The following is a 19,953-nucleotide window of genomic DNA, read 5'->3' as shown; positions in this document are numbered from 1 at the left end:
CGATTTCAATCGGTGACATTGCCTTTCAAATCCTTATAATGTCTGCCACTTTTTAGATCAATATTTCTATTGGTCTTGTCACAAAATTCAACTTTTAAATAATAGGTTAAATATGCGTTCTCATTATTGTGGTCAACTCAACAAGAGTTTAGTAGATCAAGAAGTCACTTTATGTGGTTGGGTTAACAAACGTCGCGACTTAGGTGGCTTAATTTTCATTGATATGCGTGACCGTGAAGGTGTTGTGCAAGCCGTGATTGATCCAGATGAAACTGCTATTTTTGATGCTGCAAACAAATTACGTAATGAATTTTGTATATCGATTACAGGTGTTGTTCGTGCACGTCCTGACAGCCAAGTAAATAAAGACATGGCAACCGGTGAAGTTGAACTTTATGTTAAAGATTTAACTATTTTAAACGCGTCTGCGCCATTACCATTAGATTTTAATCAAGAAAACTCAGAAGAAGCTCGTCTTCGCTACCGTTATCTTGACTTACGTCGTCCTGTAATGAATCAGCGACTTCAGTTCCGCTCAAAGGTAACTAGTGCCGTTCGTCGTTTCTTAGATGACAATGCATTTTTAGACATAGAAACGCCAATTCTAACTAAAGCAACCCCTGAAGGCGCCCGTGACTATTTAGTACCAAGTCGTACGCACAAAGGTGAATTTTTTGCTTTACCACAGTCACCTCAGCTGTTTAAGCAGTTGTTAATGGTTGCTGGTTTTGACCGTTATTATCAAATTGTAAAATGTTTCCGTGACGAAGACTTGCGTGCTGACCGTCAGCCAGAATTTACTCAAATCGATATTGAAACGACGTTTATGTCTGGTAAAGATGTAATGTCTTTAACTGAAAAAATGGTTCGTTCAGTATTTAATGAATTGTTATCTGTTGATCTTGGCGAGTTCCCGTCTATGACTTATGCAGAAGCGATGCGTCGTTTTGGTTCTGATAAGCCAGACCTTCGTAACCCATTAGAGTTAGTTGACGTAGCGGATATCCTAAAAGACGTAGACTTTAAAGTATTTAGCGGACCTGCGAACGATGAAAAAGGTCGTGTTGCTGTTATTAAAGTACCAGGCGGTGCTGCAATGACTCGTAAACAAATAGACGGCTATACAGAGTTTGTTGGCAAGTATGGCGCTAAAGGCATGGCTTGGATCAAGGTTAACGATATCGCTGCTGGGCTTGAAGGCTTGCAGTCACCAATCGTTAAATTCTTAAATGCCGATGTTGCCGCACAAATTCTTGAACGTACAGAAGCAAAAGATGGCGATATTTTATTATTTGGTTCTGATACTTACAACACAGTAACTGACGCGTTAGGTGCATTAAGACTTAAGCTAGGCGAAGACTTCGGCTTAGTTGAAGACAAGTGGGCACCGTTATGGGTTGTTGATTTCCCTATGTTTGAAGAATTGGAAGGTGGAGCATTAACACCTCTTCATCATCCATTTACTGCGCCAAGCAATATGACACCAGCGGAATTAGCAGCAAATCCAGTTAATGCGATTTCAGATGCTTACGACATGGTACTTAATGGTTGCGAGTTAGGTGGTGGTTCAGTTCGTATACACAATCAAGACATGCAAGCTGAAGTATTCAAACTGTTAGGTATTAGTGACGAAGAAGCTGAAGAAAAGTTTGGTTTCTTACTCGATGCATTACAATATGGCGCTCCTCCACACGCAGGTTTAGCTTTTGGACTGGATCGTATGGTGATGTTAATGGTCGGTGCGGATTCTATTCGTGATGTTATGGCGTTCCCGAAAACGTCAACTGCAGCTTGTCCATTAACGTCGGCACCAGGTTTAGCAAATCCAGAAGCGCTTGTTGACTTAGGCATTTCGGTATTACCTAAGGTAGATAAAACCAAAGCTACTGACGAAGCTAAGTAAAGGTATACGCCATGCCCGTTATTCTCGGTATCGATCCAGGTTCACGAATTACGGGCTACGGCATTATTCGGCAACAGGGGGCGAAATTCACTTATTTAGGTAGTGGATGTATTCGAACTCCTGATGCTGATTTATCAATAAAATTAAATACCATTTTTAATGGTCTCAGCGAAATAATCCAACAATATCAGCCAGAAACCTTTGCTATAGAGCAGGTGTTTTTAGCACACAATCCTGACTCAGCATTAAAATTAGGCCAAGCGCGAGGCGCCGCTATTGTAGCTGCAACTCAAGGTAACTTGCCGGTTTTTGAATACTCTGCACGTCAAATTAAACAAGCGGTTGTAGGTACAGGTGCTGCTGACAAAGCGCAAGTTCAACATATGGTCCAGCAAATACTAAAGCTATCTGGAAAACCACAGGCTGATGCGGCCGATGGCCTAGCTGTTGCTATTTGTCATGGTAATACCAATCAAAGTTTAATCAATATGGCTGGCGTTGCTAAAAAAACTGTACGTGGTCGTTTACGTCGTTAAAAATGCTGTGTATATTTACAGTTATTGATGGCTTAAAGAAGCAAATTATATGATAGGAAGACTTTTAGGCACGGTTGCAGATAAACAAGCACCAGATTTATTAATTGACATTAATGGTGTTGGCTACGAAGTGCAACTGCCTCTTACTAGCTTTTACGAATTGCCCGACGTTGGGCAAACAGCGACGGTTTATACTCACTTTGTAGTTCGTGAAGACGCACAACTACTGTATGGGTTTATTTCCAAGCAAGAGCGAGCTTTGTTTCGTTTATTAATTAAAGCAAATGGTGTTGGGCCTAAATTGGCATTAACAATCCTTTCAGGACTTACCGCAGAGCAGTTTGTGCAATGTGTAGAACATGATGATATAACAACACTTGTTAAGTTGCCTGGGGTAGGTAAAAAAACCGCAGAACGATTATTGATCGAGATGCGCGATCGAATTAAAGAGCTCAACATGACACCAAGTAGCGAACGAGCGATTGGCGGCATGACGACCCGACCATTGATCCAAGCAAATGGAATGGACGATGCAATTTCAGCTCTAGTATCTTTAGGTTATACGCCACAACAAGCACAAAAAGCTGTGAAGTCTGTATATTCAGAAGGCGATGATAGTGAAGTTGTTATCCGAAACGCTCTTAAGAGTATGCTGTAGTTAAGCATAGTTATAGGTGTAACATGGAATCAATAAAATGATAGAAGCAGATCGTCTAGTAGGTGCAGTATCTTTTGGTGAAGATGAGGTTATCGACCGCGCCATTCGACCAAAAATGTTGGAAGACTACCAAGGGCAACCAACCGTAAAAGATCAGATGGAAATCTTCATCCAAGCGGCAAAAAACAGAAATGAAGCATTAGATCATTTGTTAATTTTTGGACCGCCTGGACTGGGTAAAACAACATTAGCAAATATTGTTGCTAATGAAATGGATGTTAGCATTAAAACAACTTCAGGGCCGGTATTAGAAAAAGCCGGTGATTTAGCTGCGTTACTTACAAACCTAGAAGAAAATGATGTTTTATTTATTGATGAAATTCATCGTTTGAGTTCTGTTGTCGAAGAAATTTTGTATCCAGCAATGGAAGACTATCAGTTAGATATAATGATAGGAGAAGGGCCAGCTGCACGTTCTATTAAACTTGATTTACCGCCATTTACTCTCATTGGTGCGACAACACGTGCCGGTGCTTTAACATCACCGCTTCGTGATCGCTTTGGTATTGTTCAGCGTTTAGAGTTTTATAAAGTCGCTGATTTAGCTCGAATAATTGAGCGTAGTGCTGAATGCCTTAATATGGAAATGACACCAAACGCTGCAATCGAAGTTGCTCGCCGTTCCCGAGGCACACCTCGAATCGCTAATCGGCTGCTTCGCAGAGTACGAGATTTTGCAGACGTAAAAAGCGATGGTAAGGTAAATGATGACGTTGCTAAACAAGCCCTAGATATGATCAATGTAGATAGTGAAGGATTTGATTATATGGATAAAAAGCTGCTGGCAACCATGATTGAAAAATTCGATGGTGGGCCAGTAGGATTAGATAATATTGCGGCTGCAATTGGTGAGGAACGAGACACAATTGAAGATGTGATTGAACCTTATTTGATTCAGCAAGGCTTTTTACAGCGAACCCCAAGAGGACGAATAGCTTCACCTAGAGCTTATACGCATTTAGGGTTTGACTTACCGAGTGAATAATTAAACGAGCATTTGCTCGTTTTTTTTCGCGTCACTCACTTTTAATTGTGTTAGCGTGAATTTTAGGCAAAAAAATGCCCATTCAAAATGAATGGGCGAAATAAGGAATAAATTCCAGGGAACATGAATAGGAGAAGAAAACTAATTCTTCGCTCTGAACAGGTTGTGTTCAGAAGATGCGCGCATTATAGAAGTTAGAGTAAATACTTCAAACAAGAAATTTTGCTATTTTTGATTAGTTTTATTAATGCTGAATAGCTAGTTGAATTACAGAAAGTATGTAATTATATTTTATTATCAAGTTGTATGCTATATAAAACAAGGCTTTATGTTATCTGGTGGTATTTTAAACAACTTGAATTTTATTAATGAGTCATCGGGTCTTGGGTTAATATTCATTAAATTTGCATATTAAGAATGTTACAACCTTAAAAAATAGTTGTAAAAAGTTATAGAAGTGAGCGTTTGTGCAAGAATTTAAAGTAAAAGTGTACTACGAAGATACTGACGCAGGTGGTATTGTTTACCATGCAAACTACTTAAAGTTCTGTGAAAGGGCAAGAACTGAGCTTTTGCTGTCTTTAGGTATTGAACAAGACGGCTATCTTAAGCAGAATATAGGTTTCGTAGTTAGTAATATGGCAATTGACTTTAAATTGCCCGCAACGTTGCATCAATCGCTAATGGTGCAAACAAAGATTTTAAAAATAAAGCGGGCGTCAATTGAATTTAGCCAATTTATATTAAATGAGCAGCAAAACATTGTGTTTCACGCCAATGTCATTGTTGCCTGTATTAATCCGGTAAAAGGAAAGCCAGTGGCAATTCCACCGGAAATTTTAGAGGTGTTAAAAAGTGCAAGCTGAAATTAGTTTTTGGGGATTGTTTTGGGAAGCTAGCTTTATAGTTAAGTTAGTAATGATAACACTGCTAGGATTGTCGATTAGTTCCTGGACCATTATCTTTCAAAGAAGGAAAGTTTTGGTTGAAGCTGAAAAACAAACGAAAACATTTGAAGATCGTTTTTGGTCTGGCGTTGACTTGAGCCGTTTGTATAGTGAAATTACTGCAAGACAATCGGTAAACGGATTAGAGTCTCTGTTTAAAGACGGATTCAAAGAGTTCGCACGACTTAAGAAAAATAGTATTGGTACAGCTCAAGTTTATTTAGAAGGCACACACAGAGCTATGCGTGTTCGTTTATCTAGAGAAGTTGAAGATTTAGAGCGCCATTTAAGCTTTTTAGCATCTGTTGGTTCAATCAGTCCTTACATTGGTTTGTTTGGAACGGTGTGGGGTATCATGAATGCGTTTTTAGCATTAGGTGAAGTTCAGCAGGCAACATTAAATATGGTAGCGCCGGGTATTGCAGAAGCGCTGATCGCGACAGCAATGGGTCTATTTGCTGCGATACCATCAGTTTTAGCTTACAACAGTTTTGCTCACAGAGTAGAAAAACTAGAAGTAAGCTACGTAAACTTTACTGAGGAATTCTCAAATATTCTTCATCGTCAAGTAACTGCAAACGTCAACACAACGGCCTAGACGACTATGAATACGCCAATCCGTCGTCGCCGAAAGCCTGTCGCAGAAATTAACGTAGTGCCTTACATTGATGTTATGTTGGTGCTACTTATTATTTTTATGGTTACCGCGCCATTAGTGACTCAGGGTGTAAAGGTAGACTTACCCCAAGCTAATGCTGAGCCATTAGAAGACGATAGTAAGTCACCCATTATTGCTTCTATAGACGCGCAAGGTCAGTACTTTGTTTCAACGGGTGATAGTGAAAATGACGAGCCAATGTCAGCTACTGATGTTGCCGTTATTGTAGCCGCACAACTAAAAGTGGATCCGTTAACGCCAGTTGTTGTTAAAGCGGATAGAAATATTCCTTACAACAATGTTATCGAATTGATGGTGTTGTTACAAAGAGCGGGCGCGCCTTCTGTTGGTTTAATGACGGAGCCTGCTCAAAAATGATCAACAAAGCCTATTCCCCATTTATCGCTATGTCTATTGGATTGCATATCATTTTTGCGATTATATTAGTGTTAAGTTTTAATTTTTCTCCTCCTGCAGTTAAGCCAGAAAAAGCACCTGAAATTTCGGCAATTGATGCTGTGGTAATTGACGCTGCTGCGCTAGAACAGCAAGTAAATAAAGTAAAGCAACAACAAGCTGATAAAAAAGCCGCAGAAGAGAAGCGCGTCAGAGAGCTAGAAGAGCGTGCGAACAAAGCTAAACAGGACTTAAACAAATTAAACCGTGAGCAAAAACAAAGCGAAAAAGAAGCCAAAGAAGCTAAACGTAAAGCTGAATTAGAAAAGAAAAAAGCGATAGCGGAAAAGAAAAAAGCAGACGCTGAGCAGAAAAAAGCGGAACAAGCCAAGCAAGAACGTATAAAGCGTGAAGCGGAAGCTAAAAAAGCTAAAGATGCAGCAGCAAAAGCTAAGCGACAAAAAGAAGCAGAGCAAAAAGCGGCCGCTAAAGCAGAAGCTGAAAGGAAGCAACGTGAAAAAGAAGCTGCAGAAGCTGCTGAAAAAGCACGTAAAGCAAAAGAGGCCGAAGAAAAAGCTAAGGCAGAAAAACTAAAGCGTGAACAAGAAGCTAGAGAGAAAGCGCTTCAAGAGCGTATGATGCAAGAACAGTTGGCTCGAGAGCAAAGCGTGCGCCAGCAAGCCCGTCAAAAAGTAGTGATGTCGGAAGTACAAAAATATAAAGCGTTGATATCATCAAAGATACAACAAAACTTCCTTACCGATCCGAGCATGAAAGGGACGTCTTGCCGCTTAAATATCAGGTTGGCATTTAGCGGGTTGGTTACGAAAGTAACTATTTTGGAGGGTCAAAATAACACCTGTAAAGCTGCTGAGAGAGCAGTGCTAAAGGCTGAAACTTTACCTGTGTCAAAAGAAGAAGATGTTTACCAGCAATTAAAAGATATTAATCTAACCGTGGAGCCTGAACGTTAATGATTCAAAAATTTACTATAGCGCTGATGTTTGTCAGTTTATTGATTAGCCAAGCCGCTAAAGCTTCATTAGAAATTGTAATTACCGAAGGTATTGACAGTGCCCGGCCGATTGCCATAGTTCCTTTTAAATATGAGGGTACAGCTGAGTTACCGTTAAAGATCTCTGAAATCATAGCAGCTGACTTAATGCGTAGTGGTAAGTTTAAACCTATTGCGTTAGATGAAATGCCTCAAATGCCAACAAAAGACGAAGAAGTTGATTACGGCTCTTGGGCATCATTGGATGTTGAAGCTGTTTTGGTTGGCACGATTCAAGACCATTCGCCAGATAGGTTTCTGGTCAGTTTTGAACTTATTGATGTTTTACGTGGCCAAATTACTGGCGGAACGGTACAGGCACTTGTGAATGGCAAGCTAGTCGAAACGAAAGACCATATTTTAGATAATCGTCAAGTAACTATTGCCTCAAAGCAATTTCGTCGTTATGCGCATCGCATCAGTGATTTAGCATACGAAAAATTGACTGGCGAGCGTGGTGCATTTTTAACTAAAATTGCCTATGTTACGGTAAATCACGGTGATGAATATGTTTATAAGCTCATTGTTGCAGATTATGATGGTGCAAATGAACAAGTGTTGCTTCGTTCAAAAGAGCCTCTTATGTCGCCTTCGTGGTCACCAGATGCGAGTAAACTCGCTTACGTAACATTCGAAAATAATCGTTCTCAAATTTACGTTCAAGATATCTACACAGGTACGCGCCAACTGATTACATCTTATGAGGGAATAAATGGCGCTCCTCAATGGTCTCCAGATGGCAATAAACTAGCTTTAACGTTGTCAAAAGATGGTAACCCTGAGTTATACGTTTTAGAGTTAAATAACAAAACATTAACGCGTTTAACCAGACATAGAGCAATTGATACGGAGCCGAGTTGGTCACCTGACGGTAAATATATTGTATTCAGCTCAGAACGGGGTGGTAATGCTCAACTTTATAGCGTAAATTTGGACACTAAGCGTATAAAACGGTTAACATTTGACGGTGAGATGAATTTAGGTGGGTCAATAACACCTGATAACAATCATCTTGTAATGGTTAATCGAACGCAAGGTAATTATCATATTGCCAAAAAGGAATTGGAGTCAGGGAATTTTCAAATTCTGACTAAAACTCGTTTAGATGAAAGTCCAAGTATTGCACCAAACGGGTCGATGATAATTTACAGTACTATGCATGGCAGTGGTCAAGTGCTAGCCTTGGTTTCTATTGATGGTCGTTTTAAGGCTAGATTACCGGCATCAAGCGGACAAGTAAAAAGCCCTGCATGGTCACCATTTTTAAAATAATAAACGTTTGGAATGAAACGTTAGTTCTAACAACGATTTGTGAATAAAAAGGAAACAAAGAATGCAATTTAGCAAAATTACTAAAGGTCTTTTGATCGCTATCCCAGCTCTTGTTTTAACAGCTTGTGGTTCAAGCTCAGTTGTTAACGATGAAAGCAAAGCGGCGACCAATTCAGCTTCTGAAACAGTTCAATCTGAAGGTATGGGCCAAAATGCATCTGCAGTTGAAGTTGCAACTGTAGAAAAAGTTCAAACTGTTGAAGAAATGCAACAAGCTAAATTTGAAGCATTACGTCAAGAGCAAACAGTTTACTTTGACTTTGACGACTCAAAAGTTGACGCTAAATACTTAGAATTACTACAAGCTCACGCTGACTACTTAATCAAAAACCCTAATCAAACGGTTATGGTTGAAGGTCACTGTGACGAGCGTGGCACGCCTGAGTACAACATTGCTCTTGGTGAGCGTCGTGCAAAAGCAGTTGCAACATACCTACAAAATTTAGGTGTTATGCAAAGCCAAATTTCTACTGTGTCTTACGGTGAAGAAAAGCCTCTTGATTTAACTCGTACTCAAGAAGGTTTTGCTAAAAACCGTCGTGCAGTTTTAGTTTACTAATAAAAATAGAAGCGACAGTCTATGAGATTATCTCTTTTGGCCGTTCTTCTTGCTAGCGGTGCATCTATTGCAGATGCACCCGTTACTGACCTGAGCAATAATAGTCAGTTATCTGAGCAAGTTACTCAACTTAAACGCCTAATACAGGCGCGTGGTGCAGCTCAAGTTAATTTGCAACAGCAAATTAATGATCTTCAAGATGAAGTTAGTGAATTACGTGGCGTAACTGAAACGCACACTTATAAGCTAGAACAAATTGTTGATCGACAACGCGAGCTCTATCTCGAAATCGAACGTCGTTTAAGCAATGTTCAACAAGTCGCTCCAGAAGTTGTAGAGCCTATTGTTGAAGATACTAAGGATGAACAATACGGCGGCTCATTAAGCGAAAATGAAGCGTATGATCAAGCGGTAAATTTGATCTTGAAAGAGCGTCGTTACGACGATGCGATACCAGCGTTTCAAACATTTATCGATCAGTTTCCGAAATCTATCTACATTCCAAATGCGCATTATTGGTTAGGTCAGCTATTATTTAATAAAGCGATGTATCCAGAAGCACAATCGCATTTTGATAAGGTAATTCGTCTTTACCCGGATTCTAATAAACGCAGTGATGCTTTATTAAAACAAGGAACCGTTTTGCAGAAATTAGGCGATTCAGCCGGTGCAAAAAAATTATTCCAACAGGTAGTGGATGAGTACCCAGAATCTAACTCTGCAAATTTAGCAAGGTCTAGACTGTTAAGTCAGGGCTAGAAAAGTATGTTTTTTGACGCTTTTGTCCAATTATTAGACGAAAGCGCTTAAAATTAAATTATTTTAAAAATATGCTTGCACTGAATAATTAAATAAGTATTATATGCGCCCGCAGCAACGGAATGACTCGTCACTCTGATGCTGTACAAAAATTGTGGGTCATTAGCTCAGTTGGTAGAGCAGTTGACTTTTAATCAATTGGTCGATGGTTCGAATCCATCATGACCCACCACTTTTTTTGTCCTGTTTGATGGGTCATTAGCTCAGTTGGTAGAGCAGTTGACTTTTAATCAATTGGTCGATGGTTCGAATCCATCATGACCCACCATCAGACAGAAAAGTAAGAAGTACATCCCTAGAGTGGGTCATTAGCTCAGTTGGTAGAGCAGTTGACTTTTAATCAATTGGTCGATGGTTCGAATCCATCATGACCCACCACTTCTAGGATATGCCGGACTAAGGTATATCAAATACTCTCAAGTTAAATTTACGCCCCCAAACCTAGTTAAAAAAACAAATATTTCAGAATTGCTATCAAAGCCTTAATCTCGTGACATTTACGTTACAGCAAGTATAATATCGACCATTATTTTTAGTAGTTATTTTAGGCCTATGAACCCTACAGAATCAGCATTAGCAAGCGTTATCCCGTCGGCAACAACTGACTATCCGTTTCCGCCAAAGCCAGCTTCTTTAAGTGAAGTAGAAAAGTCGGAATACCGTGAGCGTATTAAAGCGTTATTAAAAGAAAAAAATGCAGTACTTGTTGCTCACTATTACACAGACCCTGAAATCCAAGCATTAGCGGAAGAAACTGGTGGCTGTGTAGCAGACTCGTTAGAAATGGCGCGATTTGGTAATCAACATCCAGCAGAGACGCTGATTGTTGCCGGTGTTAAATTCATGGGCGAAACCGCTAAAATTTTAACGCCTGAAAAAACTGTACTCATGCCTACGCTAGAAGCAACGTGTTCACTTGACTTAGGCTGTCCAGCAGAGCAGTTCAGCGCCTTTTGTGATGCACACCCAGATCATACAGTAGTGGTTTACGCAAATACCTCAGCGGCTGTTAAAGCGCGCGCTGACTGGATTGTAACTTCAAGTATTGCGTTAGAAGTAATTGAGCACGTAGAAGCGGAAGGCAAACCAATTATTTGGGGGCCAGACCGACATCTAGGTAGTTACATTTCTAAACAAACCGGTGTAGACATGTTGTTATGGAACGGTGAGTGTATTGTTCATGACGAGTTTAGCGCTAAAGCATTAAAAGACTTAAAAAACGTTTACCCAGAAGCAGCAGTGTTGGTTCATCCAGAGTCACCAGCCTCAGTGGTAGAGTTAGCCGATGCCGTGGGTTCAACGTCGCAGCTCATTAATGCCGCCAATGAAATGTCAAATGACACATTTATTGTGGCCACTGACAGAGGCATCTTCTACAAGATGCAGCAATCAAACCCAGACAAGACCTTCATTGAAGCTCCAACGGCAGGTAATGGCGCAACGTGTAAAAGCTGTGCTCATTGTCCTTGGATGGCAATGAATGGCTTAAAGGCGATTGAAGAGGCGTTAACAGACGCATCAGGACATGAAGTCTTTGTTGATGAAACGCTAGCTGAAGAAGCGATGAAGCCGTTAACTAAAATGTTAAACTTTGCCGCAAAAAATAAAGTGGCACTCAAAGGCAACGCTTAGTTATATAGGCTCACTTTGAATGTAAAAGAAAACCGGCCAAGTGTCGGTTTTTTTATGCGTGTAAAATGGGATTACGCGGCTAGACTTAGGTTTTTAATGCAGTTCAGAATATATCTTGCTAAGATACTTAAAAATATCAACTGGTAAGATGAGTTGCTAGAGCTTAACTCTAGTGGCTGGAGAGCAAAACAATGGCAAAACCAAACAGAACGTTAGCAATTTATGAAAGCCTTAAAAAGTGGCCATTTGGCAATAGTATTTTCTCAAAAATCATATGCCGTACCGCGCCTTATTTTGGTACCGTAAAACCTTATGTTGATAATCTACAAGAACATGAATGTACAGTATTGATCAAAAAAGGTCGCCGCGTTCACAATCACATTAAAACAGTTCATGTTATTGCGATTGCTAATGGTCTTGAAATGGCCATGGGCGTCATGGCAGAAGCCTCAATACCAAAGCATTTACGTTGGATACCAAAGGGAATGACACTTAACTACACCGCCAAAGCGGGCACAGACATTCGTTGTGTAGCCAAAGTAAGTGCAGAAGACTGGAAACCAGGCGATATGCCGGTAGAAGTTAAAGCCTACGATACCAACGGCACTATTGTAGTAGAAGGCCATATTAACCTGTGGATTTCAGAAAAACCGAAAAAATAACGCCGAAGCCATGTTTGTAAGGTGTAAAGCAAACAAGTTTATGCAATACACCTGCTTAAATATGGGTGATTAATAGTCAGTTAATAGTTTTGAAGCGTTATCGGCTTGCCTTACTTCATTAAAATGAATAGACTAGCCGAGCTTTTTAGAAAGCAAGATTGTCTGCGAACAATCAACCTGCGGAGAGGTGGCTGAGTGGCTGAAGGCGCACGCCTGGAAAGTGTGTTTAGGGTAAAACCTAACGAGGGTTCGAATCCCTCTCTCTCCGCCATCATTAAAAGAAACCAGCCTAAGTGGCTGGTTTTTTAATGCCTCGAGATTGGGATGAGAACCCGAGTAGAGGTTCGACACCTCTCTTCCACAAAGAATGTCAGGAACAATTTAGAACAGCTTTAGCTGGCCCGAAGGGTAAAAGGCAGGAGACTTTTATAATCCCTCACTCTCCGCCAGCATTCATCTTATTACAAGATCGGAAACCAGCCCAAGTGGCTGGTTTTTTATTGCAAGGGGATAGGGATGAGAACCCTAGTAGAGGTTCGACGGCTTAATTGCAACCCGTTAAGGTCGCAGTGATTGTCGGCTTAGTATCAACGGCTGTTGGTGCAATATAAGTAATGAAACAATCACCAGTAGTAATTGGTACATTGTTAATTTTTTGGCCTGCACCACTTTGAGATAATTTAGCAGAAGTTAGTACTACACGTTGTGGGCCATTTCGCGTTGACCAAGCCCACTCAGTTGCAAAATCATCGCTCATCGCCAGTGTAATACCTGTAGCACGGTCATCACTTGGATAGCCATACTCAGTATTTATATCGCCCGTTCCATCGCCATCAATGTCAACTGAGCCAGTTTCTAACTTGTTTACACCTTGAATGATTGACTTTGAATACACTAAATCAGATGCCGATTTCAGCGTGCCAACCATACTATTTAATGTTGCCTTATGGGTGTCACCTGTCAGGTTCAAAAACTTTGGTGCGGCGGTAACAGCCAGAATCCCCAAAATAACAATGACGATAATAAGTTCTATTAATGTAAAACCATGTTGTTTGTTCGTTCTATTCACTGCTTTCCCTACTACCTTAAATGAAATTTTTTAATAGGTTATCAGTAATTAAACCAACTTAAAATCAATACTTAGATTTTGATTAGCGGGAAGCGGTAATTCCGAGGACACCTAGCTGATTTGAATAGGGTACACGCAGGTTACTTAAGGTGAAGGCAGGTTACTTAAGGTGTAGGTAGGTTGCTATAGATGCAGGTCGAATTCTTATGAGGCAGATATAAAAAATCCCACTCACAGTAACCTATGAATGGGATTGTAATACGTTAAAACGTACTAATTACAAGGCTGATTAGATGCAAACGATCTTGTCAGCTTGCGGGCCTTTAGGGCCTTGAGAAACAGTGATTTCAACACGTTGGCCTTCAGCCAAAGTTTTGAAGCCATCGCTAGCAATAGCGCTGAAGTGAGCAAACACGTCAGGACCAGACTCTTGTTCGATAAAACCAAAGCCTTTTGCTTCATTAAACCATTTAACTGTACCAGTAGTAGTAGACATAATAGATATCCTAAAAATTTTAAAAAATGCGCCTCAAATAGGCATTACACAGGAAGAAAACATATATTTAACTTGAGGATAACGCGAAGATTTTAATACTAAAACAACGTGGTACGAACAAATAAACAGGGTTTTCTGTAAACCCGATAACAAAGAGAATAACAGCTATTCTATCGATAGCAAGTATTCATTTTGTAAAGCCCCATTTAATTACATTTCAAGTTTAAAAAAAGCAACCTGAAGGAGCTTGTAGGATTACACACCCCAAGGGTTATAGTCGGTTGAGCGCTTTTGTCTAATCGCCCTTGCTGCATTTGCTTTTTGCTTGTTGTATTTTACACGCGCAGCGTCATCAAGGCTTAATTCACGTGGTGCCCTTGGCTTATCAGTGAGCGGGACAATTCGATCACGCGGTGGTTTGTCATATTCTTGATCATCTGGTTTTGGTAGATTTTTCAATTTATACATATAAAAAGCTTCAACTTTTTCACGAGCCCATGTTGTATTTTTTAAAAACTTAACACTCGACGCGATACTTGGTTTATTTTTAAAACAGCCAATATTTAAATAAGCGTGCAAAATCTCAAAGCCATAATGCTCAACAAGTTCGGTAACTACTTGTTCTAAACTAGTGCCATGCAGAGGGTTATTTCGGTATATTTCTTCAGTACTCATATCATTCTCTATCTAAAAACGCTTCTATCAACTTAATAAAAGCGCTGCTATATTTTAGGATAAATCCAAATTAATGTTAACCGCAGGTCGGGTTATAAAATTAAAGGTTTAGGTTTATTAAGCCACTTTCTTTTCGCCAACTTGGCTCACAAGATATTCATCCAATGTGCCATCAAAGTTTATTATTTCTTGGTCTTTTATATCAATGATGCGATTGGCCAAGGAAGAAACGAACTCTCTGTCGTGACTAACAAAAATCAACGTGCCTTCAAATTCTTTAAGCGCATTGTTTAAGGCATCTATGGCTTCAATATCCATGTGGTTGGTTGGCTCGTCCATAATTAAGACATTAATGTCTTGCATCATTAACATGCCAAACAACAATCTATTCTTCTCACCACCAGAACAGTTTTTGGCTTTTTTGTTGGCGTCATCTTCAGTAAATAAAAGGCGACCCAACATGGCACGAACCATTAAGTCATTGTGACAAGGCCTACGCCATTGAGACATCCAGTCCATTAACGATAAATCGTTTTGGAAAAAGTGGCCACTATCCTGCGGGCAATAACCAACAGAGGCATTTTCTGACCATTTCACCACACCTTCGAGATGCGCTAACTCACCCATTAAACAGCGTAAAAAGGTAGTTTTACCAACACCATTTTCACCAATAATTGCTAGCTTAGTTCCCGCATCAAGCAATAAATTACCGTTTTTGAATAATACTTCACCATCAAAGCCATGGCCTAAGTTTTCTAACTCTAGTGCTTGGCGGTGCAATTTTTTACCCGATTGAAACTTCAAATTAGGCGAAATACGGCTAGAAGCTTTAACATCGTCTAACTTAATCTTTTCCATTTTTTTCGCACGAGAACTAGCCTGTTTGGCTTTTGATGCGTTTGCGCCAAAACGATTTACAAAGTCTTGTAATTCATCTATTTCTGCCGCTTTTTTTGCGTTACCGGCTAAAAGCTGCTCACGTAACAATGCTGACTGCGCTAAAAAGTACTCGTAGTTACCAGGATAAATACGTAATTCACCATAGTCTATATCGGCCATGTGAGTACAAACGGCATTTAAAAAGTGCCTATCATGAGAAATGATAATCATAGTGCACTTTCGTTTATTTAGCTCAGTTTCCAACCAGCTGATGGTATGGATATCCAAGTTGTTGGTTGGTTCATCAAGCAATAAAATATCAGGGTTAGCAAACAAAGCCTGCGCAAGCAAAACACGTAGTTTCCAACCCGGAGCAACTTGTTCCATCAAGCCGTAGTGAAATGACTCTTCTATGCCAGCTTCTAGTAATATTTCGCCAGCACGACTTTCGGCGCTATAACCATCCATTTCAGCAAATTGGCTTTCTAAGTCGCCAACGCGCATGCCATCGGCATCGCTCATCTCGGGCTTCGCATAAATAGCATCACGCTCTTGTTTTACTTTCCATAAAGCAACGTCACCCATGATCACTGTATCGATAACGCTGTATTCTTCAAACGCAAACTGGTTTTGACTTAACGTACCGACTTTATTTCCGGGACTAATAGACACATTGCCGGAACTCGGTGTTAATTCCCCAGTCAGTATTTTCATGAACGTCGATTTTCCACAACCATTCGCACCAATTAAACCGTAGCGGTTACCATTGCCAAATTTAGCTGAGATGTTTTCAAACAACGGCTCTGCGCCAAATTGCATTGTGATGTTGGAGGTAGTGATCAAAAAGGTATTCCTATTTACTTGAAAATTTATTGCGTACGGCATTTAAGGCGGCGCATTATACAGGAAATCCACTTATCAACCTACATAACATTGACTATTATTTGACTAATTTTGTAGGTTAGGAACTAGAGCAAATGTGTTTTAGTATTGTCACGATGGGCATGGTTATATATTGGGTTTATCAAATGATGTGTTATTCAATACATAATTACTAACTAAACCAAATGATTGGAGTACCTATTGAAAATAAATGATATGGCAAAACGAAATTATGACTGGGTCGAGAGCATGGGCTGGCATAAAGATAAATCGGTGTTGGAAGCACTAGCTTTAATCGCATCGGAAGTGGGTGAGGCAGTGAATGAATGTCGAAACGAAAAGCCCACCGCTGAGTTTGCCGAAGAGCTTGCGGACATTGTGCTTCGAGTAATGGATTTAGCGCATTGGCAGGGGATTGACTTGGAGAAAACCTTACTAGCTAAAATCGAGAAAAATGAAGCTAGGGGCGCCAGGGGACGTTTAAAATAGTCACTTTAGCAATAAAAAGGCTCTATTTCTTTCACTCATTATGTGTCAGAGCAATCGGAAACAGAGCCATTATAATGGTCGGCTTATATCTGGATAAAGCTAATGCAAAATCTAGATGTTCAAGTCGAACCGATCTGCATTCATAACCTTAGTCCAGGCAGAAACAAAATCACGAACAAACTTAGCATGTGAGTCGTCAGTTCCATATACCTCAGATATTGCTCGTAATTGTGAGTTTGAACCAAAAATAAGATCAACACGAGTAGCAGACCATTTTGGCTTTCCTGTGCTGCGGTCTAAGCCAACAAATTCTGCTTTTGAGTTACTAGCGTGCGCATCTTTCGGTTGCCATTCAATATTCATGTCCAAAATGTTTTTGAAAAAGTCATTGCTTAGTTGGCCAACGTTATTTGTTAATACACCGTGACCATTGTTGTCTGCATTGATACCTAATGCTCTCAAACCACCCACTAGAACCGTCATTTGCGGTGCCGTTAGTGTTAAAAGTTGCGCTTTATCAAGCAACATTTCTTCAGCTGACACAGAAAAGTCCGATTTCAAATAGTTTCTAAATCCATCGGCCACCGGCTCTAAGACTTCAAAGGATGGCCCATCAGTATGTTCTTCACTGGCATCTACTCGACCCGGCGCAAAAGGTACATCAACTTTTACACCAGCTTGATTTACGATCTGCTCAATTGCTGCAGTGCCACCGAGTACAATCAAATCGGCTAAAGAAACCGATTTATTCGTTCCCAAAGTTGCTTGCTGTTGATTAAAGGCTTGTTGCACCGACCCAAGAACTGAGAGCACTTTTTCTAATTGCTCGGGTTTGTTTACTGGCCAATCTTTCTGAGGAGCAAAGCGAATTCTTGCGCCGTTTGCGCCACCGCGTTTATCAGACCCCCGATATGTGGATGCTGATGACCAAGCCGTGTAAATTAATTCTTGTGAGCTAAGCGAAGAGTTTAATAACTCGTGTTTCAGAGCTTCGATATCTTTATCTTCAATGACTTTTGAATTTGCTTTTGGCAAAGGGTCTTGCCAAATAAGATCTTCGCTTGGCACTTCATTACCCAAATAGCGAGACTTTGGCCCCATATCCCTGTGTGTCAATTTAAACCAAGCACGCGCGAAGGCATCGGCAAATTCTTCAGGATTTTTATGAAAGTGCTCTGAAATTTTTCGATACTCTGGGTCCATTTTCATTGCCATATCCGCTGTTGTCATCATGATCCCAACTTTTTGGTCAGGGTTCTCAGCGTCAGGTGCATGGTGGGCATCGTCTAGACCTTTTGGCGTCCATTGATGTTTGCCGGCCGGGCTTTTGGTTAGTTCCCATTCGTAACCAAATAAAACGTCAAAATAGGTCATATCCCACTTAGTTGGTGTTGGTGTCCAAGAACCTTCAATACCACTGGTAATTGCATCGCGGCCTTTGCCACTGCCATAGTTATTTTTCCAACCAAAACCCATTTGCTCAATTGACGCGCCTTCAGGCTCCGCTTCTAAATTACTTTCTGGAGCTGCACCGTGACATTTACCAAAAGTGTGACCGCCAGCCGTTAATGCAACGGTTTCATAATCGTTCATTGCCATGCGAGCAAAGGTTTCTCTTATGTCTTTGCCTGATGCGACTGGATCTGGGTTGCTGTCAGGGCCTTCAGGGTTCACATAAATTAAACCCATTTGAACGGCTGCTAATGGCATTTCTAGTTCACGTTTTAACAAGTCTTCGCCGTCATAACGCTCATTGTCTAACCAACCTTTTTCTGCGCCCCAATAAATATCCTCCTCTGGTTCCCAAATGTCTTCACGACCACCGCCAAAGCCAAAGGTTTTTAATCCCATAGACTCCAACGCTACGTTACCTGTTAAGATGAATAAATCGGCCCATGAAATATTTTGCCCGTATTTTTGTTTGATTGGCCACAATAAGCGACGAGCCTTGTCCAAGTTGGCGTTGTCAGGCCAACTGTTAAGTGGTGCAAACCTCTGGTTACCGGTTGACGAGCCACCACGACCATCACCTTCTCTGTAAGTCCCGGCAGCATGCCAAGCCATACGAATCATAAATGGTCCATAGTGTCCGTAATCTGCTGGCCACCATTCTTTGGAGTCAGTCAAAAGTACTTCGATATCTGATTTTACTTTTTGTAAATCCAAGCTGTTAAATGCTGCGACATAATTGAATTCTTTGTCCAGAGGATCTGATTTTTCACTATTTTGATGAAGGATTTTTAGATTAAGTTGGTTTGGCCACCAATCGACATTTTTTGTACCTTGGCCACCTACCTTTGTATTTGCACCGTGCATGAAAGGGCATTGACCTGATGATTTATTATTATCCATTTTATTCTCCGTGCCTGTATTTTCTGCTGCGACTTGTTGTTGCAACTTTTGATTCATTAACTATAGTCGCGAAGTTGCAAGTTTGATATTAAGGTTATTTGAAGATGATGTTCTAAAAAATAGGATAACAACGGAAAATTTAATTGAACTTCAACTAACTAGCGAGATACCTAAGATGATAGTACAAGATATAATGACAACACCGGTTGTCACAGTGGAGCTGGATGACTCTATCGCGGTAGCAAATGAAATCTTTGCTCAAACGCATTTTCATCATTTACTCGTTGTCGAGGATCACAAACTGTTAGGTGTAGTATCTGATAGAGACGTTCTAAAGGCATTAAGCCCGAATATTGGAACTGGATCAGAGAAGCAACAAGACATAGCTACACTAAATAAGCGAATTCACCAAATAATGACTCGCCAGCCAATTTGTCTAAAACCCACAGACCGTGTAAAACGCGTCGTCGAAATATTTGATGAGAATAAAATATCTTGTATTCCCATTGTTGATGACAATTGGGCGCCATTAGGGATAGTAACGTGGCGGGATATAATCAAAGCAATCAGAAGTAAATATAAAACCTAAATCAATCTTAACTGGCAAAGCGAACGTATATCAGAATTAACGAGTCATATTCATATTCATATTCATATTTGTAATTAAATATTAAAAGGTCATTAAAATGGGATTATTCTCGGGTTGGTTCGACCCAGTAAAAAAGAAGCGTAAACTCTACGATATGAAATTAGAGGAAGCCATGCATGCACAAAGACGTGGAGATATAAAAAGCTACGCAATGCTATCGGCCGAAGCAGAAGCTATATGGGCTGAGATTACCGAATTAGTCAACAAAAAGTAGAATTCGCTGCTAAAAATTACGATAAATTAGTTATAAGTTCTTTTTTT

At 40.3% G+C, this 19,953-nt stretch carries 21 protein-coding genes and 4 tRNA genes; 20 read left to right on the top strand and 5 right to left on the bottom strand.

All coding sequences use genetic code 11. From position 1 onward, the window contains the following. Nucleotides 1-112 precede the first annotated feature (112 nt). The 17 genes from aspS to J9318_RS10560 all read left to right on the top strand — a co-directional run bounded on the left by aspS (nucleotide 113) and on the right by J9318_RS10560 (nucleotide 12,472). Nucleotides 113-1,903, top strand: coding sequence for an aspartate--tRNA ligase (aspS, locus tag J9318_RS10640; RefSeq protein ID WP_210559904.1), 1,791 nt, complete (start codon nucleotides 113-115; stop codon nucleotides 1,901-1,903). Nucleotides 1,904-1,914: 11 nt separating this feature from the next. Continuing rightward, nucleotides 1,915-2,439: a crossover junction endodeoxyribonuclease RuvC gene (gene ruvC / locus J9318_RS10635; RefSeq protein ID WP_210559903.1), complete on the top strand. Its 525-nt coding sequence runs from the start codon at nucleotides 1,915-1,917 to the stop codon at nucleotides 2,437-2,439. A 49-nt stretch (nucleotides 2,440-2,488) separates the two neighbouring features. Beyond that, the gene (ruvA, locus tag J9318_RS10630; protein WP_210559902.1) at nucleotides 2,489-3,097 is read left to right on the top strand and encodes a Holliday junction branch migration protein RuvA; all 609 of its coding nucleotides are present in this window, start codon (nucleotides 2,489-2,491) and stop codon (nucleotides 3,095-3,097) included. Nucleotides 3,098-3,134: 37 nt separating this feature from the next. After that, nucleotides 3,135-4,142 (top strand): Holliday junction branch migration DNA helicase RuvB, encoded by a 1,008-nt coding sequence (ruvB, locus tag J9318_RS10625; RefSeq protein ID WP_210559901.1) that lies wholly within the window; start codon nucleotides 3,135-3,137, stop codon nucleotides 4,140-4,142. A gap of 467 nt (nucleotides 4,143-4,609) precedes the next feature. After that, nucleotides 4,610-5,008 (top strand): tol-pal system-associated acyl-CoA thioesterase, encoded by a 399-nt coding sequence (ybgC, locus tag J9318_RS10620; protein WP_210559900.1) that lies wholly within the window; start codon nucleotides 4,610-4,612, stop codon nucleotides 5,006-5,008. After that, nucleotides 4,998-5,687, top strand: a complete 690-nt coding sequence (gene tolQ / locus J9318_RS10615) for a protein TolQ (RefSeq protein WP_210559899.1) — start codon at nucleotides 4,998-5,000, stop codon at nucleotides 5,685-5,687. Before ybgC ends, tolQ begins: the two co-directional genes overlap by 11 nt. A gap of 6 nt (nucleotides 5,688-5,693) precedes the next feature. Next, complete coding sequence (tolR, locus tag J9318_RS10610; protein WP_210559898.1) at nucleotides 5,694-6,125, top strand: protein TolR; 432 nt, start codon at nucleotides 5,694-5,696, stop codon at nucleotides 6,123-6,125. After that, nucleotides 6,122-7,117, top strand: a complete 996-nt coding sequence (gene tolA / locus J9318_RS10605; protein ID WP_210559897.1) for a cell envelope integrity protein TolA — start codon at nucleotides 6,122-6,124, stop codon at nucleotides 7,115-7,117. Before tolR ends, tolA begins: the two co-directional genes overlap by 4 nt. Beyond that, on the top strand, nucleotides 7,117-8,469 hold the full coding sequence (tolB, locus tag J9318_RS10600) for a Tol-Pal system beta propeller repeat protein TolB (RefSeq protein WP_210559896.1): 1,353 nt from the start codon (nucleotides 7,117-7,119) through the stop codon (nucleotides 8,467-8,469). Before tolA ends, tolB begins: the two co-directional genes overlap by 1 nt. 61 nt (nucleotides 8,470-8,530) lie before the next feature. Continuing rightward, nucleotides 8,531-9,088 (top strand): peptidoglycan-associated lipoprotein Pal, encoded by a 558-nt coding sequence (gene pal, locus J9318_RS10595; RefSeq protein ID WP_210559895.1) that lies wholly within the window; start codon nucleotides 8,531-8,533, stop codon nucleotides 9,086-9,088. Between the two features lie 21 nt (nucleotides 9,089-9,109). Beyond that, nucleotides 9,110-9,847: a tol-pal system protein YbgF gene (gene ybgF / locus J9318_RS10590; RefSeq protein WP_210559894.1), complete on the top strand. Its 738-nt coding sequence runs from the start codon at nucleotides 9,110-9,112 to the stop codon at nucleotides 9,845-9,847. 156 nt (nucleotides 9,848-10,003) lie between these two features. Beyond that, nucleotides 10,004-10,079: transfer RNA gene (locus J9318_RS10585), tRNA-Lys, on the top strand. A gap of 20 nt (nucleotides 10,080-10,099) precedes the next feature. After that, a tRNA-Lys gene (locus J9318_RS10580) sits at nucleotides 10,100-10,175 on the top strand. A gap of 34 nt (nucleotides 10,176-10,209) precedes the next feature. After that, a tRNA-Lys gene (locus J9318_RS10575) sits at nucleotides 10,210-10,285 on the top strand. A 174-nt stretch (nucleotides 10,286-10,459) separates the two neighbouring features. Continuing rightward, the gene (gene nadA / locus J9318_RS10570) at nucleotides 10,460-11,539 is read left to right on the top strand and encodes a quinolinate synthase NadA (RefSeq protein WP_210559893.1); all 1,080 of its coding nucleotides are present in this window, start codon (nucleotides 10,460-10,462) and stop codon (nucleotides 11,537-11,539) included. Between the two features lie 191 nt (nucleotides 11,540-11,730). Then, entirely contained in the window at nucleotides 11,731-12,201 is a 471-nt protein-coding gene (locus tag J9318_RS10565) for a hotdog fold domain-containing protein (protein WP_210559892.1), read from the top strand. A gap of 181 nt (nucleotides 12,202-12,382) precedes the next feature. Then, nucleotides 12,383-12,472, top strand: a tRNA-Ser gene (locus J9318_RS10560). A 273-nt stretch (nucleotides 12,473-12,745) separates the two neighbouring features. On the opposite strand, the gene J9318_RS14115 is transcribed toward J9318_RS10560, so the two are convergent. From J9318_RS14115 to J9318_RS10540, 4 genes are all read right to left on the bottom strand, one after another. Beyond that, nucleotides 12,746-13,270, bottom strand: a complete 525-nt coding sequence (locus J9318_RS14115) for a prepilin-type N-terminal cleavage/methylation domain-containing protein (protein WP_210559891.1) — start codon at nucleotides 13,268-13,270, stop codon at nucleotides 12,746-12,748. 289 nt (nucleotides 13,271-13,559) lie between these two features. Then, complete coding sequence (locus J9318_RS10550; RefSeq protein WP_210559890.1) at nucleotides 13,560-13,766, bottom strand: cold-shock protein; 207 nt, start codon at nucleotides 13,764-13,766, stop codon at nucleotides 13,560-13,562. A 255-nt stretch (nucleotides 13,767-14,021) separates the two neighbouring features. Next, nucleotides 14,022-14,441 carry a VF530 family protein gene (locus tag J9318_RS10545; RefSeq protein WP_210559889.1) on the bottom strand — a complete coding sequence of 140 codons (420 nt, stop codon included), beginning with the start codon at nucleotides 14,439-14,441 and terminating at the stop codon, nucleotides 14,022-14,024. A 117-nt stretch (nucleotides 14,442-14,558) separates the two neighbouring features. Further along, nucleotides 14,559-16,163 (bottom strand): ABC-F family ATPase, encoded by a 1,605-nt coding sequence (locus J9318_RS10540; protein ID WP_210559888.1) that lies wholly within the window; start codon nucleotides 16,161-16,163, stop codon nucleotides 14,559-14,561. Between the two features lie 240 nt (nucleotides 16,164-16,403). Here J9318_RS10540 and J9318_RS10535 point away from each other — a divergent pair, with 240 nt between their 5' ends. Next, a complete protein-coding gene (locus J9318_RS10535) occupies nucleotides 16,404-16,691 on the top strand; it encodes a MazG nucleotide pyrophosphohydrolase domain-containing protein (protein ID WP_210559887.1) in 288 nt (95 codons plus the stop codon). A 111-nt stretch (nucleotides 16,692-16,802) separates the two neighbouring features. Here J9318_RS10535 and katG read toward each other — a convergent pair whose 3' ends face one another. Next, nucleotides 16,803-19,043 carry a catalase/peroxidase HPI gene (gene katG / locus J9318_RS10530; protein ID WP_210562431.1) on the bottom strand — a complete coding sequence of 747 codons (2,241 nt, stop codon included), beginning with the start codon at nucleotides 19,041-19,043 and terminating at the stop codon, nucleotides 16,803-16,805. 175 nt (nucleotides 19,044-19,218) lie between these two features. Between katG and J9318_RS10525 the strand changes: the two genes are divergently transcribed. Next, complete coding sequence (locus tag J9318_RS10525) at nucleotides 19,219-19,632, top strand: CBS domain-containing protein (protein WP_210559886.1); 414 nt, start codon at nucleotides 19,219-19,221, stop codon at nucleotides 19,630-19,632. Between the two features lie 97 nt (nucleotides 19,633-19,729). Further along, on the top strand, nucleotides 19,730-19,906 hold the full coding sequence (locus tag J9318_RS10520; protein ID WP_210559885.1) for a DUF6435 family protein: 177 nt from the start codon (nucleotides 19,730-19,732) through the stop codon (nucleotides 19,904-19,906). Nucleotides 19,907-19,953 lie beyond the last annotated feature (47 nt).

This window comes from Psychrosphaera aestuarii (genome assembly GCF_017948405.1).
In the GTDB taxonomy this organism is placed as follows: Bacteria; Pseudomonadota; Gammaproteobacteria; order Enterobacterales; family Alteromonadaceae; genus Psychrosphaera; species Psychrosphaera aestuarii.
This window is presented reverse-complemented; position numbering and strand designations above follow the sequence as displayed.

Bases quoted from the DNA above. Each gene is read 5' to 3' on its own strand.
- aspS (WP_210559904.1), top strand. From the start codon at position 113: ATGCGTTCTCATTATTGTGGTCAACTCAACAAGAGTTTAGTAGATCAA.
- ruvC (WP_210559903.1), top strand. From the start codon at position 1,915: ATGCCCGTTATTCTCGGTATCGATCCAGGTTCACGAATTACGGGCTAC.
- ruvA (WP_210559902.1), top strand. From the start codon at position 2,489: ATGATAGGAAGACTTTTAGGCACGGTTGCAGATAAACAAGCACCAGAT.
- ruvB (WP_210559901.1), top strand. From the start codon at position 3,135: ATGATAGAAGCAGATCGTCTAGTAGGTGCAGTATCTTTTGGTGAAGAT.
- tolR (WP_210559898.1), top strand. From the start codon at position 5,694: ATGAATACGCCAATCCGTCGTCGCCGAAAGCCTGTCGCAGAAATTAAC.
- tolA (WP_210559897.1), top strand. From the start codon at position 6,122: ATGATCAACAAAGCCTATTCCCCATTTATCGCTATGTCTATTGGATTG.
- tolB (WP_210559896.1), top strand. From the start codon at position 7,117: ATGATTCAAAAATTTACTATAGCGCTGATGTTTGTCAGTTTATTGATT.
- pal (WP_210559895.1), top strand. From the start codon at position 8,531: ATGCAATTTAGCAAAATTACTAAAGGTCTTTTGATCGCTATCCCAGCT.
- ybgF (WP_210559894.1), top strand. From the start codon at position 9,110: ATGAGATTATCTCTTTTGGCCGTTCTTCTTGCTAGCGGTGCATCTATT.
- nadA (WP_210559893.1), top strand. From the start codon at position 10,460: ATGAACCCTACAGAATCAGCATTAGCAAGCGTTATCCCGTCGGCAACA.
- J9318_RS10565 (WP_210559892.1), top strand. From the start codon at position 11,731: ATGGCAAAACCAAACAGAACGTTAGCAATTTATGAAAGCCTTAAAAAG.
- J9318_RS10550 (WP_210559890.1), bottom strand. From the start codon at position 13,766: ATGTCTACTACTACTGGTACAGTTAAATGGTTTAATGAAGCAAAAGGC.
- J9318_RS10545 (WP_210559889.1), bottom strand. From the start codon at position 14,441: ATGAGTACTGAAGAAATATACCGAAATAACCCTCTGCATGGCACTAGT.
- katG (WP_210562431.1), bottom strand. From the start codon at position 19,043: ATGGATAATAATAAATCATCAGGTCAATGCCCTTTCATGCACGGTGCA.
- J9318_RS10525 (WP_210559886.1), top strand. From the start codon at position 19,219: ATGATAGTACAAGATATAATGACAACACCGGTTGTCACAGTGGAGCTG.
- J9318_RS10520 (WP_210559885.1), top strand. From the start codon at position 19,730: ATGGGATTATTCTCGGGTTGGTTCGACCCAGTAAAAAAGAAGCGTAAA.